Source organism: Propionivibrio soli (genome assembly GCF_025770765.1).
In the GTDB taxonomy this organism is placed as follows: Bacteria; Pseudomonadota; Gammaproteobacteria; order Burkholderiales; family Rhodocyclaceae; genus Propionivibrio; species Propionivibrio soli.
The window spans coordinates 90,059-105,196 of record NZ_JANZKY010000003.1; the positions used below are offsets into that span (position 1 = coordinate 90,059).

Genomic DNA, 15,138 nt, shown 5'->3' on the forward strand with positions numbered 1-15,138 from the left:
GCATGGGCTGGCTGTCCTGGCTCACCGGTGCGACGGCCACGCGGGCGGCGGAGCGGCTCTCTCCTGAGCAACGTGAAGCATTGGAAGCATGGCAACGTGTGCCGGAGCCCGACCTTCGCTATTCGCACCGCCAGTGCCGCTACGTCGTGGTGGACGTCGAGTCGAGTGGGCTGGACACTCGCAAGGACCGGCTGATTTCGATCGGCGCCGTGTCCGTCGAGCGCGGGATGATCGACCTCGCGAGTGCTTTCCAGGTGGTCTTGCGCCAGGACCGCGCGAGCACTACGGAAAACATTCTGCTGCACGGGATTGGCGCGTCGGCGCAGATGGAAGGGGCCGAACCGGTGGAGGCGTTGCTTTCCTTCCTCGACTATATTGGCAAAGCGCCCCTGGTCGCCTATCACGCCTTCTTCGATCGGGCGATGATCGATAAAACGATGCGCACGTATTTGGGGGCGGCACTGAACAGGACGTGGATCGACCTGACCTGGGTGCTTCCGGAGTTTTTTCCGGCCCGCATGGATGGTCGCGTGCCGCTCGACGATTGGTTGAACCGCTTTGATATCGAGGTGATCGCTCGGCACAATGCCGTTTCGGACGCGTACGCGACCGCCAAGCTCTTGCAGATCGCGATGGCGCGGGGCGCGCAAAGGAACGCCGATACCCCGGCGAGTTTCATCGAGATCGAAAGCGCGCGCCGATGGATGTTCGAGAACCGCTGAGGGAGACCACGGGACTGCGATGAAGCCTTCCTTGTCACGCGTCGGGCGCTACTACATCGCCTACATGGCGGCGTTCTTTTCTTTCATTCTCGCGCTCGGGGTTCTCGAACGTTACGGCATGCCGGCACGCTGGATCGGCTACGCCTTCCTGTTTCTCACGCTGATTCTCTACGCCGCGATCGGGGTCGCCGCGCGTACATCGAACGTTGCCGAGTACTACGTCGCGGGCCGCCGCGTCCCCGCGGTGTTCAACGGTATGGCGACAGCGGCCGATTGGATGAGCGCGGCCTCGTTCATGGGTCTGGCCGGTACCTTGTATCACACGGGCTATCAAGGGCTGGCGTATGTCATGGGGTGGACGGGCGGTTTCGTCCTGGTGGCGCTGTTGCTTGCCCCGTACCTGAGGCGTTTCGGGCAGTACACCATTCCCGATTTTCTGGCGGCGCGTTATGGCGGCAATGCGGCGCGGCTTGTGGGCGTATTCGCGACGGTGCTGGCGTCGTTCGTTTATGTCGTCGCTCAGATTTACGGGGTGGGCGTCATCACCAGCCGTTTCGTCGGTTTGCAGTTCGAGATCGGCGTCTTCGTCGGCCTCGCCGGAATCCTCGTCTGTTCTTTCCTGGGCGGCATGCGCGCGGTCACCTGGACGCAGGTGGCGCAATACCTGATTCTGATCGTCGCCTACCTCGTTCCGGTGACGATGCTTGCTTACAAAGCGACCTCGGTACCGTTGCCGCAAATCATGTATGGCCGTGTGCTGCAGGAAGTACGTGCGCTGGAGACATCGATTGCCAGCAACCCGGCCGAAATCGATGTACGCCGCCTCTACAGCGAGCGTGCGCAATCCTTCGCGACCCGAATCGCCGGCTTGCCGGAGTCCCTCGTTGAAGAACGCCGCCAACTGTCCGAGCGGATCGACGAGCTGAAAAACAGTAACGCGCCGATGCGAGAAATCCTGCAGGTTGAGCGCCAGCGGCGCGAACTGCCAAAGACGGCTCCCGCCGCACGCGAATATTGGGCAGCGCAACAGCAGCGAGCGGTCGAACACGGCAGCGAACTCGTCCGTCATGACGAGCCGTTCCCCGGTACGCAAGCGGCGAGCAACACGGCGCGCCTGAATTTCATGACGCTCGTTTTCTGCCTGATGGTCGGCACCGCTTCGTTGCCGCATGTCCTCATGCGTTATTACACGACGCCAAGCGTGCCCGAGGCGCGGCGTTCGGTGTTCTGGTCGCTGCTGTTCATTTTGGCGCTTTACCTGACGGCGCCGGCGTATGCGGTGTTTGCCAAATTCGAAATCTACGGGAACCTGATTGGCTCGACGATCGCGCAGTTGCCGAGCTGGATCGGTGCGTGGGGCCGTGTGGGGTTGATCTCGATCGAGGACATCAACGGCGATGGCATTCTGCAACTCGCCGAGTTGTCGCTCAATCCCGATGTCATCGTGTTGGCGACGCCCGAAATAGCCGGCTTACCGTATGTCGTTTCCGGCCTCGTGGCTGCCGGTGCGCTGGCGGCGGCATTGTCGACCGCAGACGGACTCTTGCTGACAATTGCCAGCGCGCTATCGCACGATGTGTACTACAAGGTGTTTCGCCCGGGAGCGACGACGCAATGGCGTCTTGTCGTGTCCAAGGCGCTGCTGCTCGTCGTCGCTGTTCTGGCGGCAATGGTCGCATCGCAAAAACCGGCGACCATTCTCTTTATGGTCGCCTGGGCGTTTTCGCTGGCCGGCGCGGCGTTTTTTCCCGCGTTGGTGCTCGGTATTTTCTGGACGCGAGCCAACAAGATCGGTGCCGTGAGCGGCATGATCACCGGGCTCGCGGTTACTTTGTACTACTTGCTGCGCGTGCAGTTCGATACGATCCCCTGGCTGGGCTTGCATGGCATCGGCATGGAGCCGTGGTTCGGAATCCAGTCGACGTCTGCCGGTGTGTGGGGTGTGGCCGCCGGTTTCGTGACCATCGTCTTGGTCAGCCTTCTTACGCCGCCGCCGGATCCGGAAACCCAGGAGTTCGTTGCCAGTGTACGCGTTCCTTTTCTACGCAGGAACGAGTAGCGGGTAGTCCGACAAAAACCCTTCAATAAGTCTGGTTTTTATCTGTAAGGGTGGTGTAAGCATCGGGTTTCTATTCTTTATCGGCCTCGAACGGCGGCGCGCAACGCCGCCGAGAAGGCCGGGTCAAAAGAGCCTGCATCACTTGAAAGGGAGGAGTGTTTGCGGAACGTCCGCGAGGCGCCGGGTTAAGCCGGCTTCTTTCAAGAACGACACAGGAGGAAGGTCAGATGCAGCTTACTCAGAGACACCGGGAGTACTGGCGGCGAAACATACGCATCACCGGCATTCTGCTCGCCGTGTGGTTCGTCGTTACCTTCGTCGTCAGCTTCTATGCCCGCGAATTGAGCGGGATTACGATCCTCGGCTTCCCGCTTGGTTTCTACATGGGGGCGCAGGGCTCCTTGATTGTTTACGTCGTCATCATCTGGTATTACGCGCGTTACATGAACACGCTCGACCAGGAATACGGCGTTCACGAAGGAGACGACTAATGGCCACTCAGTCCTCCAACGCCCTGTTCTTCAGGCAGCTTTCGCGTTACTACGCGTTCTACACGGGCGGTTTTATCGCCTTCATCATCTTCGTGGGTATCCTCGAGCAGATCGGCGTTCCGAACAAGATACTCGGTTACCTTTTTCTGGCAGCGACGGTGCTGCTGTACGCCGGCATCGGTGTCATGTCGAAGACAGCCGACGTCAGTGAATACTACGTGGCCGGGCGGCGCGTACCCGCGTTATTCAACGGCATGGCCACCGGCGCCGACTGGATGTCGGCGGCGTCGTTCATCGGCATGGCCGGCACGCTGTACCTTTCGGGGTACGACGGGTTGGCCTTCGTCATGGGGTGGACGGGGGGCTATTGCCTGGTGGCGCTGTTCCTCGCTCCTTACCTGAGGAAGTTCGGGCAGTTCACGATTCCGGATTTTCTCGGGGCACGCTTCGGCGGCCATATCCCGCGCATGATCGGCGTGCTGGCGGCGATTCTGTGCTCCTTCACGTACGTGATTGCGCAGATCTACGGTGTCGGCATCATCACCTCGCGCTTCACGGGGCTCGAGTTCAGCGTGGGCGTGTTTGCCGGCCTCGCGGGGATTCTCGTCTGCTCATTCCTCGGTGGGATGAAGGCGGTCACATGGACGCAGGTAGCGCAGTACATCATCCTGATCGTCGCTTACATGATTCCGGTCGTCTGGCTCTCGGTTCAGCAGACGGGTAATCCGATCCCGCAAATCGCCTACGGCCAGCAGTTGCAGAAGATCGGCGAGCGCGAAAACGTGCTTAACGACAAGACATCCGACCTTGGTGCGAAGGAAGAATCGGTACGCGCTATCTTCCGCGAACGAGCCGCGGCGGCCGACGCGCGCTTGAAAGGGCTGGAAACGGGCGGCGAAGCGTTCCTCGCCGACGAACGGGCAAAGGCCGAGGCCAAGGTCACCGAGCTGCGGGCATCGAACGCCTCCGACACCGCAGCGATTGCGGCGGCAGAAAAGGCGGTGGCCGATTTCCCGAAGGATGTAGCGGAAGCCAAGAAAGCGTGGACCGCCGCGAAGGCTGGCGCCGCCGCCCGGGCCGCACCGGTGAAGCCGCATGCTGAAGCGTTCGCCGGCAAGGACGAGAAAGCCCAAGGCATCGCCAAGAAGAACTTCCTGGCGCTCGTTTTCTGTCTGATGGTCGGCACCGCGGCGCTCCCGCACATCCTGATGCGTTTCTACACAACGCCCTCGGTGAAGGAAGCGCGGCGCTCGGTATTCTGGTCGCTGTTCTTCATCTTCCTGTTGTACTTCACGGCCCCGGCGCTCGCCGTTCTCACTAAGTACGACGTCTATCACAACCTCGTCGGCTCGGCGTTTGCGCAGCTGCCGGCTTGGGCGGCGAACTGGGCGGCCGTCGACAACACCTTGATGAACATCTCCGACGTGAACATGGACGGTATCGTGCAGCTAGCGGAGATCGTCATCGGCGGTGACCTCATCGTTCTGGCGACGCCGGAGATCGCGGGCCTGCCGTATGTCATCTCGGGCCTGGTGGCGGCTGGAGGCTTGGCGGCGGCGCTGTCCACAGCGGATGGCCTGCTGCTGACGATCGCCAATGCGCTATCGCACGACGTCTACTACAAGATGATCGACCAGAACGCTACCACCACGCGGCGCATCGTCGTCTCGAAGGTGTTGCTACTCGTGGTCGCCGTCGTCGCCGCGTATGTGACGTCGCTCAAGCCGGGGAATATTCTCTTCCTCGTTGGCGCAGCGTTCTCGCTTGCCGCTTCGGCCTTCTTCCCGGCGCTCGTCTGCGGCATTTTCTGGAAGCGGGCTAATCAGTTCGGCGCCGTCCTCGGCATGGTTCTTGGCCTCGGCATCTGTGTCTACTACATGTACATGACGTATCCGTTCTTCGGCGTCAATGCACCGCTGTGGTGGGACATCAACCCGATCTCGGCCGGCATCTTCGGCATCCCGCTCGGGTTTATCGGCATCATTGTCGGCTCGCTGGTGTCGCCGTCGCCGTCGCGCGAAGTCCAGGATCTTGTCGACAACGTGCGATACCCGAACCTCGAGTCCGGGACGCCCCATCCAATCTGAGTAACGTTAACTTCTCAAGGGACCCGCTGCGGCGGGTCCTTTTTTGGTTATTGCCCGCGAGGAGGAGACAGTCGCGAGGTAAGCCCGATATCTAGAAAGGAATCTCGGTGAAAAGATGCGCGAGATCATCGCGCCCGGTATCGCGGATGAGTTGGTTGGCGCGCCGGGGATCGAACTCCTTGAGCTTTTCGACTACCTGCGCAACGCGTTGAGGACGTTGCGCGAGGTGACTCTCCATGCCCAGGCGATACCACGCTTCCCCATGCATCGGTTGCAGCTTGGACGCGGTTTCAAAGGAATTTGCCGCATCATTGTGCTTTTCCTGCGCTGCGTAGGCCAAGCCCATGCCGAACCAGGCGCGATCGAGTTTCGGATTGAGATCAACGGCTTTCTCGAAGGCGGCGATAGCCTGCGACCAGTCACCACCGCGCTCACAAGCGAAGCCGAGGTTGAACCAGGTTTCAGCGCTCGCGGGCTCAAGACGCGCGGCTTCACCGAACCAATAGGCGCCCTCGCTGAGCTTGTTTTGCTGAGTCGCTATGAAGCCGAGATGGCGTGCAATCTTGGCGCTGGCCCCGTAACGGTAGGCCGCAGCATAGTGCTCGTAGGCGCGACGATTCTTGCCCGCAAAATGCGCCAACCAGCCACGAGTCGAATGCCGCCACTGTTCGAAGTTCACGCTCGTCTTTCCTCAATTTGTAGGCACGGTGTTGCACGGAGTGGTGCCCTCGGAGAGCCGTCCAGCATCACCACGTGCATAGCATTCGTCAGGTCGTCGCACCACGGCGTTTGCGGTTATCCTGATTTAGCCCATTAGAATAGCCTCTGATCGGAAAGTGCCCATGGCCAACGTCGAAATCCAGATTCTTACCGTTCTGCGCGCGCTCGCCGAAGTGGCAGGGCTCTTTCTGCTCGCTCAGGGTGTGCTGTTCGTGCTTGCAGGAAGCACGCGCGAGAAAAACCCGATCTACCAGCTTTTTTGCGTCATCACCCGGCCGGCGATAAGGATGACACGGTTCATTACGCCGAAGGCGATTGTCGACAAACACGTCCCCTTCGTCGCGTTTTTCCTCCTCTTCTGGCTCTGGATACTTCTCGCGTACGTGCGTCAGGTGCTTTGCCAGCTGAACGGCCTCATCTGCCATTGATAGGCATTTCGGAAGCCGAGCGGACCTCGCCCCTTGCCTTCCGGCTGCGTTTGTTGATCATTCCAGCTTCTGCTAGAATGCGCCCTCTTTCGGAGAGGTGGATGAGTGGTTTAAGTCGCACGCCTGGAAAGCGTGTTTAGGGTAATACCCTAACGCGGGTTCGAATCCCGCCCTCTCCGCCAGTAGATATATCGTAAGCCGCTGAAGTTTAGCGGCTTTTTGTTTTTATGTTGCCGTGATGCTGCCGTGAAATTGGCATGGTTTTGCGCCGATATGGCAGCTTCTTGGCAGCCTCTACCTTCCCTCTTGTGACCATACTGGTGCTGCTATTGACTCGTATCCATAGGTACCAGGGGAAGTGATTTCCTGGTCCTTCCCGCTCCCTCCTGAAGCCCAAGCCATTTTCCCCGAGAGTGCGTGGTAGACATCACCTCGAACCTTCTGATTCTTGAAATAGGGGGCTACCCCGTCTAAGGGGCCGTCTTGGTTCCCTCCAATCGAGGTGATTTGTGCAATGTTGTACGACCAGGAATTGCGTCTGACCCAGAATCCACAGCGATTGCCGTTTTGGACGTACATTTCGTAAATGTTCTTCGATCCATTTGCTCCTGTCATGCTTTCCTCCAACTGGTTCTCATCGACACGAAAGATTCGATTCCATTGGCTGTCATCGCAGCGTTAGGCGTTTTGTCATCTACAACGTCTGTCGCCCAAACATCGCTACGGCTCGATTTCCGGCCTCTGGTGCTGCATCGGTAATCCATCGCCCGTATGTTCTTGCAATCATGGTTAGGTCGCTATGCCCCATTTGCTGAGCCAACCACACCGGCGACTCACCGGCCGTTAGCATCATCGAGGCGAACGTGTGCCGTGTCTGGTATTGGCGCCTATAGCGTACTCCTGCGCGTTTCAGTGCTGGTACCCATGCGGAATGTCGAATTGGCTGATCACCTTCCCACGGCTCGCCGGTACGCGGATTTAGAAAGACCTCCCTTCCTATCAGCAAGCTAAATTGCTTCTGCGCTTCAAGTGCATTGAGGGCAGGGGTAAGCAGCTTAACGTCTCTTGTTCCCCGGCGTGTCTTTGTCCCCTCTGGCTCGTCGGCAGCCTGAGTTTTTGCACGACTGACCCGAGCGATGCCGCGCCGCGTATCGATGTCTCCCCACTCAAGCGCAGCCAGTTCCGAGGTTCTCATGCCAGTCCAAAACGCGAATTGGAACAAGTTTCGGTGTTGCGGCTCAGCGCATGAATCGAGAATTGCTGCCTGCTCGTCAGCGGTGAATGGATCAACGTCATCCAGAGGTTTCGGAGCCTCCTTCCTCGCAAATTTCCAACCGAAGAGCGGGTTGAGTTGAATCAGGTCATCATTAACAGCATCCTGCAATGCGGCTCGCAGAACGCTTTGCACGTTTGCTAATCGCTTGTTTGTGACGTTCTGGCTCTCACACCATTCTCTAATATGCGAGCGTTTCAGGTCGGTCAAGCGATGCCTTCCGAGAGCCGGTACCAAGGTGTTGAAGACGATCTTCTTGTAGTCATCCCACGTACTTGCTTTCAGGTGTTGCCGCTGCCTGTTAAGCCATGTTTCTAAGTAGTCTTCGAGTCGGTACCCGGCGCCCTGATAGTCCGCAAACGCAAATCGACGAGGCGAGTCAGGGAATGTGGTTTCGTAGTCGAACGTCCCACGCTCGATAGCGTCGATAATCGCTGCACGGTGGAGTTCGGCTCGCTTTAGATTTGTAGGGGTGGGGGGGAGTTTGATGCGTTCGCGGCACCTTTGACCACGGTAGGTAAAGTCGATCTGGATCGACGAATCTGAGATGGCGCGCACGCCAAGCCGTTGCCGTTTTCCACCCATTGGTGATACCCCTCGATATCGATTAGCACGTGCCCATCCGGTGCGCGCTTCCATACACGGCCTTCTAGCCAAACACCGTCGCGAATTTTTCCCCGAATGGCGTATTCCGTATAACCGGATTCCGTAGAGAATTGGTGTATGGTCTTGTAGCGGATCATGGCTAAGCCGGCCCGTCATTCGGCTGTCTGATTAGGTCGGCTAAGGAGACGCCCATATCGGGTAGGTTCAACCGTTTTGGAACTCCGGGGCGACGCAGTTTTTCAATTACAGCCGCGGCGTCACCTTCAACAAACATCATCACGTTGATAAGGTCGCCATAAGCGACGCTCGCATAATGCTGTAGGCATGCGTAGCCGATTTGACCCGTACGAGCCACCGTACGAATACGAACTGCTTCTTCACAAACCCAGCTCATGCAGTCGTACGCCGCAGCAACGTATGGTCCCGGCTGGATCAGGACTTCCAGCGGTATTACTCGGTCTCGGTTTCCAAACTGAACCTCCCACCGAACCCAAGGGCTGTTCTTGTCTCCGAGTTGCTTGCCCTTTTCGTAGACGCGGAGCATCTTGCCGTTCTCGCTCTTGCCTACATAGAGTGTTCGCCCGTTCCCATCCGGTTCTGCCCAATTTCCGGCCTGCCTCATTGATGGGCGATTTCCGCCTGTCCCAAATCGGCCATTCAGGTAACATGCCATCGCCATATCAACTGAGTGCGTGCCTAAGTAGTCGTCCACGGCACCATCCCAACGAGAAATGCGGGCGTGCAACACGTCTTTGAGAAAAATGTAAGCCCGGCCCCAATCGGACACCAAGGCGCATGCGGAACCGGGAAGTGAGAGAAGGGCGGTACCTCGTTGGCCCCCGTATGCGAACTTCGCGCCGCCGTGGTCGAAGTCGAAAGAGTGGGCATATCCGTGCATGCCTCGACCTCGATCCTTCAAACCTCCCAGCTTATGGGTGAGATGAGTTTCAACGTGTCGAACAAGCTCGCCTATCGCGGAGGGCGATCCCTCGAACGGGAACGTCACGTTGAGCCAGTCGGTCAGAGCGGCGAATGGAAGAACGTCTGCTAGCGGTTGAGGGGTGCTTTCTATCCAGGCGCGATGACCATTAGTGACTAACTGGTAACTTTCGGCACCATGTACGGGATAGGGGGTGAATAAACTTTCCCCCCGTGTTCCCGTGTTACCAGACGGGGGGACGAGCCATCTTCTACGGCTTCTGCGGACTCAAGCGCTACAGTTCCGGCCTCGTTTGACCGTACGGTTGCCGCTCGCGCGGCAATCCGTGCGGTCAGCCCGAGGCCGGTTGTTTTTTCTGGTGAGTCCGACGCGGCTGGAGAAGGATTTTCCATACCCCTCAATATAGGGGTATGTATTCTCCTTTGTCAAGGGTATCTATTTACCCTTACGCGATTTCTCGGCGTTGCGCCTTTAATTCGTCACTCTTGATGTCGCCACTCACGGCCTTCCAGAAATTGCCTATCTTCGTGGCAATTTTGTACCCCAAAGATCGTTCAGCGCTTGGCCCTTCTTCCGGAAAGAAATCGCGGATTTGGATGCCAAGAATTTCTTCGTATTTGCGAATGGTTCGTTTGTTGTGAATTAAGACTAACGGCTTCCACCCGATATGGTCGCCTAAATGAAGCATTCCAATCGCCGCTTCTAACTCGTCAATTTGGCCTGAAAACCGAGCAGTAGCTTGCCGTTCTATGTCATAGAGTTGTTCCGCTCGCTCGCGACTGGACGGAGCAAGGCGGTGCAGGTTCTTTTGAACCTCAGCTTGGGTAAGGGGCATGGCGTTCAATGCAAATTTGGTTACGTAACGATAACTCATGAAGGGGTAACTATCAACCCTTTTCCTGCCGTCAGGGACGTTTGCCCGCGTACGTTGATCGCTACTATCTTCGTACTTCCGCGTAGAATTCTGTCGCCGATACATCAGAAAAATGACATACGCAATGGCAATCGAATCCTCGCCAATCAAACTCTGTTCATTTTCCACCCCTGAAGGCAATAAATGCTGCAGGCCAGCGCGGGAGGGCTTCGACCATTGCACCTTCCACGTCGGATATGAGTTGCCCGAGGGAGCCGCTGCCCTGGATGCCCCTTCTTTTGCGGACGAGTTTTCCGCGCTGATCGCCGCTAAGGATGGTAATTGGTACGGATTCGCGTTTCCTGAAGGGGTCACGCTGCCGCCGGAGGTTGATTTTCCTATAAACGCTCAGCGGTGCCGCTTTAACGGTTGCCTAACCTTAGACAAGGTGATGTTCCGGGAGCCAGTAGATCTTTCCAATACTGTATTTGGCAGCGGGGTAACGTTAAAGAACGTAACATTTTGCAAGGCAGCAAATTTCGCTCAGTGTCGTTTTGATGGCTCAGTTCTCTTCCAACAAGTCTTTTTTAGGTCTGTAGCCTCGTTTCCTGGCGCAGAATTCCACGGACAAGCCACTTTTCGCGCGAGCTTTTCTGGGCTTGCCAATTTCAACAGCACAATTTTCCACGATAGCGCCACTTTTGCCGGCTGGAGAAATACAGCGCTTCGGATTGACTCCGTGGTTGCTTTCAGTATTTGCGGCAGCGCGACGATTCACGTGAACGGCGCACAGCCTCGAAAACTACTTGATATCGCTCGGTCCGAGTTGTTGCGTGCCCGATCGTGGCTTTCGCGAGAATGGGCGGCTTCTTCGCATAAGCTTCAATCTAACATGAAGACACTTGGGAAAAAGCTCAGAGGAATTAAACGTAAGTTCGCGACGCGTGACCCAGATACAACGGTTTTCAGAGTGTTCGACGGGGAGGCGCAATTCCAAAACTCTCTGTTCTTGCGACCGGAGCGAACCGTTTTCTCTCAAGTCAATTTATCAAACGTTCTTTTTCTTGGAACCAATCTCCGAGGAGCGATGTTTATCGATACTACGTGGTGGCAACCTGCGTTTCGAAGAAACGGCATTCGCGACGAAGAGTTTGTTAGGTTTTCAAATGATGGGCCGTTCAGATACCAAACGCTACCAGCTCTTGAAGAGACCTGCAGAAACGTTCGGGTTGCTCTGGAAGAGAATCGTAGCTTCGATAAAGCAACTGACTTTTATATTGGCGAGATGGATGCCGCGAGGTTACAACTTGGCTTCTTGCGCCGGCATATATTCAGTGTTCTTGCACTCTACAGCAGCGTTAGCCGCTACGGATCTAGTGTTGGGGTGGCATTCCGCTTTTTGGTGTTACTAATACTGATGTACTTAAGTCTTACGCTTCTGCTTCAAACACCCAACGGATCGCTTCCCTCGTTATCTGATATATCCCAGACAGGGCTAGCTTCTTTTAAGACTCTTCTGTTTCAAGCCGGTGCTGCCGGTGATAATCGCGGTTTGGTGCAAGGCTGGCTTGACGCTGTCTTCCGAATCCTAGGCGTCGTTCAAGCCACAATGGTAACCCTTGCGTTTAGAGCAAGAACAAAACGGCATTAACAGTGCGCAGGACATTACCGCACCCAACTGGCGCTGAAGTCACATTGCGCCTTTGCACGACCGTTCTGGTCTACGAGGGTTCTGGTCATATTGGGTAATTTGCGTACCCTCCGTCTGAGAGCATAGAAGTTGATTGGCCGACTCCTGCTCGTGTGTTGTTTCCGCTTAGGCAGCATTTCGGCAGTCTGCCGTGACAACGATTGCGCCGAACGTCCTTTTGCGGGTTCGAATCCCGCCCTCTCCGCCAGGACACATTAAGAAACCCGCGAGCCAAGAAGCTTTGCGGGTTTTTTTATTCAGAGGCGATCAAGGAAGGTCGCTGCTAAGCGCTTCAAGTTTTCTTAATTCCGTGAGGCGCGATGGGATGTTTTAGCCAATTGTGCTGGATGACACGGTCGGCCGAAAACAGGACTCGCTGGGCATTAGTTGCTAGTGCGGCGTCGCATCAATGGGTAGTTCAACGGTCGCTACAAAGCCACCACCGTTCCGGTTCTCTGTTTTCAACGAGCCGCGGTGCAGTGCAGCGATCCGCTCGACGATGGCCAGACCCAGCCCGGTACCCGGCGAACCTTCGCGCGCGGCCGTCACGCGCGTGAAAGGTTGCCGGATACGGCTCAGTTCGGATTGGGGGACGCCCGGGCCATGATCCAGCACCGAAAAGAGCGCGTGCCCGTCCCGGCTTTCGAGCCGCAGCGCAATTTCTCCCCCCGCATAGCGACAGGCGTTCTCTACGAGATTCGCGATGGCACGACGCAAGGCGACGGGTCGGACGAACACCGGGTGAACCGGATGGATGTCTGCGGTCACATGGCACCCGGGCTTGCCCTTGTATTCCCGGGCGACCGATGTGACAAGCTCCGCTGGATCGCACCATTGTGGTTCCTCGTCGCTGCCGATCCGCGCGAAATCCACGAACTGACCGATTACCGCGTCGGCCGTATCGATGCTGCGAACCATGCTCTCGATGAGTGTCGGGTCGGCGCCATTGCGCAGCATTTCGATACACAGGCGCAGCTTGGACAGCGGGGTGCGTAAATCATGCGAGACCCCAGCGAGCATGAGGGTGCGCTCCTGTTCGGCACGAGCGAGGCTCTTCGTCATCTGGTCGAAGCTGACGGCGACGGCGGCGATCTCGCTTGGCCCCGCGGTCGCAAGCGGCGGCGGGGTTTCTCCGCACGCCACGGCGGAGGCTGCTGCGGCGAGCTCGGTCAATGGTTTGTGTAGCCGCCGATGGATCAGGTAGGCACCCAGCAGGGAGAGTGCGAGCGTCGCGAGCGAGCCTGCCACGAGCAATCTGCCGGCTGTCGGAATAAGGCCTGCGCTGGGAAACCCCATCCAGTAGTCGTGCCCGTCCAGTTGGGTTTTGACCCAGAGACGGTGTTCGCCGTCACGCTGCCAATACACGGGATGCTGCGGGCCGAGTGCCCGGCTCATCGGGGAGAAAAGCCGTGCGATTCGGTTGTCGGACCGTTCTGCAAAACGAGCGTCTGCTTCACTCGCCGGTAGTAGGCGGGTCTCGCCTTGAGCCGATATGTCAGCCAGCACCTCTTGCCGTTCGGCGGGTGGAGTGCGTTTCAGGGTGATCTGAAGCAACCTATCCTGTTCCAGCACGTAGCTTGCCAACCGCTCCAGACGCGGGACTTGCACCATCACGCGGAACAGTGTGAGCCAGGCGATCTGGCTGGCGATCAGCAGGCTGACGAGCAGGAGAACGTTTCTGCCGAAGAGGGAGCGGGGCCAGGGCATCGGGAATCGTTAGTTAGCGGGTTGGCCGCCAGCGTCGTTACGCGCCGAGCCGTCGGGCGCAAAGAGGTAGCCGATACCCCAAACGGTCTGGATGTACCGCGGCGAACTTGGGTCTTCTTCGATCAGCCGGCGCAGACGCAGTACCTGCACATCGACGCTACGCTCAGTGGCTTCGTGATCGCGTCCGTGGGCCAACGTGCGCAGGCGTTCGCGCCCTAGTGGACGGCCAGGGTGCATAGCCAAGGCGGCAAGGACGGCGTACTCGGCCGAAGTCAGGGGGACCGGGTCCCCGTTGCGCGCGAGCTGCCGCGCAGCAAGGTCCAGAACGAACGGGCCGAAATTGACACGCCCGTTGCGCTGAGCCGCCGGAACCGCTCCTGCCATCTCCTGGCGCCGCAGCATGGCGTGCAGGCGGGCGAGGAGCTCACGCGGGTCAAAGGGTTTGGGCAGGTAGTCGTCGGCCCCCATTTCCAGCCCGATGATGCGATCCACCGGATCACCCTTGGCCGTGAGCATCAAGATCGGAATCGTTTCTCCTCGCGCGCGCAGGCGCCGGCAGATGGAAAGTCCGTCTTCGCCTGGCATCATCAAGTCGAGGATCAGAGCGTCGAACGGCTCGCGGGCCAGCAGACGGTCCAGTTGCTCTGCGTCCTCGGCACTACGCACCGTCAGACCATTGGAGCCGAGATAGCGCTGAAGCAAGGCCCGCAATTCGGCTTCGTCATCCAGGATGATGATTTTTCCTTCCATGACGCTCCGTCGTCGGTTAGTAAGGGCTGCGACGCATGCTATCAGGACGCGGGGTCAGTATCGGCGAAATGTTTACCAACGGTTACAAACACCGGGGCCTGTAACTATTGGCGTGAATCTCATCATTGCTTGTTACGTTTCCGAAAAACCTCCGGCGATACAGTGCGGCCATCGGATCGGCTGGCGATCCGCCATTATCGAGGGACGAATATGAAGACGATGGGTGCATTGTTTTCCGTGGCGGCTGCCATGGTGCTGCTGACCACTCCTGCTGCCGAGGCAGCGGGCAGGATTCATGGAGGGGGAGTGGTTGCCAACCCAGAGGGCGGTTTTAGTGGCGGACGTGCTGCCGCTGCCCGTGGGCCGAACGGTGGTGCTTATGCCAGAGGCCGCGCTATTCAGACCGACGGGATGGGGAACGGCACGGTGGCGAGTGGTAGGGCTTTCCGCGGGCCGGACGGCGCGACAGGCGCGCGGACTGGAACGACGTCCCGGAGTGACGATGGCACGGTGACTCATCAAGGTCGTCTGGCAGCCAACGGCGCCAAGGGGAGCGTCGAGAGTAGCGGAGGTTTTACGAAGACCGAAGACGGCATTACGCAAAGCCGCACCACAACAGCGACCGGCGCTAATGGCGGAACTTATCAAGGTAGCACCAGCTACGACAAGAACACGGGACTGACGCACAGTGCATCGTGTACCGATGCGTCCGGTAACAGTGTGCCTTGTCGGTGAAGCAGGAGGTGCTGGAATACGGCGGGTGGTGCGCTACTTCGGCAATAGCCCGACACAAGGCTACGGACCGGATCTAG

Annotated in this window: 13 protein-coding genes and 1 tRNA gene; 8 read left to right on the forward strand and 6 right to left on the reverse strand. The window is 58.1% G+C overall.

The window, feature by feature from the left end; all coding sequences use genetic code 11:
* Window positions 1-2: 2 nt before the first annotated feature.
* The 4 genes from NZ453_RS04135 to NZ453_RS04150 all read left to right on the forward strand — a co-directional run bounded on the left by NZ453_RS04135 (window position 3) and on the right by NZ453_RS04150 (window position 5,359).
* Window positions 3-722 (forward strand): 3'-5' exonuclease, encoded by a 720-nt coding sequence (locus tag NZ453_RS04135; RefSeq protein WP_263769116.1) that lies wholly within the window; start codon window positions 3-5, stop codon window positions 720-722.
* A gap of 19 nt (window positions 723-741) precedes the next feature.
* Window positions 742-2,781, forward strand: coding sequence for a sodium:solute symporter family protein (locus NZ453_RS04140; protein WP_263769117.1), 2,040 nt, complete (start codon window positions 742-744; stop codon window positions 2,779-2,781).
* 227 nt (window positions 2,782-3,008) lie between these two features.
* Window positions 3,009-3,272 carry a DUF4212 domain-containing protein gene (locus NZ453_RS04145; protein ID WP_263769118.1) on the forward strand — a complete coding sequence of 88 codons (264 nt, stop codon included), beginning with the start codon at window positions 3,009-3,011 and terminating at the stop codon, window positions 3,270-3,272.
* Entirely contained in the window at window positions 3,272-5,359 is a 2,088-nt protein-coding gene (locus NZ453_RS04150; protein WP_263769120.1) for a sodium:solute symporter family protein, read from the forward strand. The genes NZ453_RS04145 and NZ453_RS04150 overlap by 1 nt, the downstream gene beginning before the upstream one ends.
* Before the next feature lie 91 nt (window positions 5,360-5,450).
* Here the strand turns inward: NZ453_RS04150 and NZ453_RS04155 are convergent, their stop codons facing one another.
* Window positions 5,451-6,038, reverse strand: coding sequence for a tetratricopeptide repeat protein (locus NZ453_RS04155; RefSeq protein WP_263769122.1), 588 nt, complete (start codon window positions 6,036-6,038; stop codon window positions 5,451-5,453).
* Window positions 6,039-6,201: 163 nt separating this feature from the next.
* Between NZ453_RS04155 and NZ453_RS04160 the strand changes: the two genes are divergently transcribed.
* Both NZ453_RS04160 and NZ453_RS04165 read left to right on the forward strand, forming a co-directional pair.
* On the forward strand, window positions 6,202-6,507 hold the full coding sequence (locus tag NZ453_RS04160; protein ID WP_263769123.1) for a hypothetical protein: 306 nt from the start codon (window positions 6,202-6,204) through the stop codon (window positions 6,505-6,507).
* Between the two features lie 91 nt (window positions 6,508-6,598).
* A tRNA-Ser gene (locus NZ453_RS04165) sits at window positions 6,599-6,689 on the forward strand.
* 512 nt (window positions 6,690-7,201) lie between these two features.
* On the opposite strand, the gene NZ453_RS04170 is transcribed toward NZ453_RS04165, so the two are convergent.
* The 3 genes from NZ453_RS04170 to NZ453_RS04180 form a co-directional block, all read right to left on the reverse strand.
* Window positions 7,202-8,419, reverse strand: a complete 1,218-nt coding sequence (locus tag NZ453_RS04170) for a tyrosine-type recombinase/integrase (RefSeq protein WP_263769124.1) — start codon at window positions 8,417-8,419, stop codon at window positions 7,202-7,204.
* A gap of 106 nt (window positions 8,420-8,525) precedes the next feature.
* Entirely contained in the window at window positions 8,526-9,284 is a 759-nt protein-coding gene (locus tag NZ453_RS04175) for a replication initiation factor domain-containing protein (protein ID WP_263769125.1), read from the reverse strand.
* Window positions 9,285-9,771: 487 nt separating this feature from the next.
* A complete protein-coding gene (locus NZ453_RS04180; RefSeq protein WP_263769126.1) occupies window positions 9,772-10,200 on the reverse strand; it encodes a hypothetical protein in 429 nt (142 codons plus the stop codon).
* A 124-nt stretch (window positions 10,201-10,324) separates the two neighbouring features.
* Between NZ453_RS04180 and NZ453_RS04185 the strand changes: the two genes are divergently transcribed.
* Window positions 10,325-11,830, forward strand: a complete 1,506-nt coding sequence (locus tag NZ453_RS04185) for a pentapeptide repeat-containing protein (protein ID WP_263769127.1) — start codon at window positions 10,325-10,327, stop codon at window positions 11,828-11,830.
* A gap of 429 nt (window positions 11,831-12,259) precedes the next feature.
* Here NZ453_RS04185 and NZ453_RS04190 read toward each other — a convergent pair whose 3' ends face one another.
* On the reverse strand, window positions 12,260-13,576 hold the full coding sequence (locus NZ453_RS04190) for an ATP-binding protein (RefSeq protein ID WP_263769128.1): 1,317 nt from the start codon (window positions 13,574-13,576) through the stop codon (window positions 12,260-12,262).
* Between the two features lie 9 nt (window positions 13,577-13,585).
* The gene (gene ompR, locus NZ453_RS04195; protein ID WP_263769129.1) at window positions 13,586-14,326 is read right to left on the reverse strand and encodes an osmolarity response regulator transcription factor OmpR; all 741 of its coding nucleotides are present in this window, start codon (window positions 14,324-14,326) and stop codon (window positions 13,586-13,588) included.
* A gap of 210 nt (window positions 14,327-14,536) precedes the next feature.
* Here ompR and NZ453_RS04200 point away from each other — a divergent pair, with 210 nt between their 5' ends.
* Entirely contained in the window at window positions 14,537-15,061 is a 525-nt protein-coding gene (locus NZ453_RS04200) for a hypothetical protein (RefSeq protein WP_263769130.1), read from the forward strand.
* The last annotated feature ends 77 nt before the right edge of the window (window positions 15,062-15,138 follow it).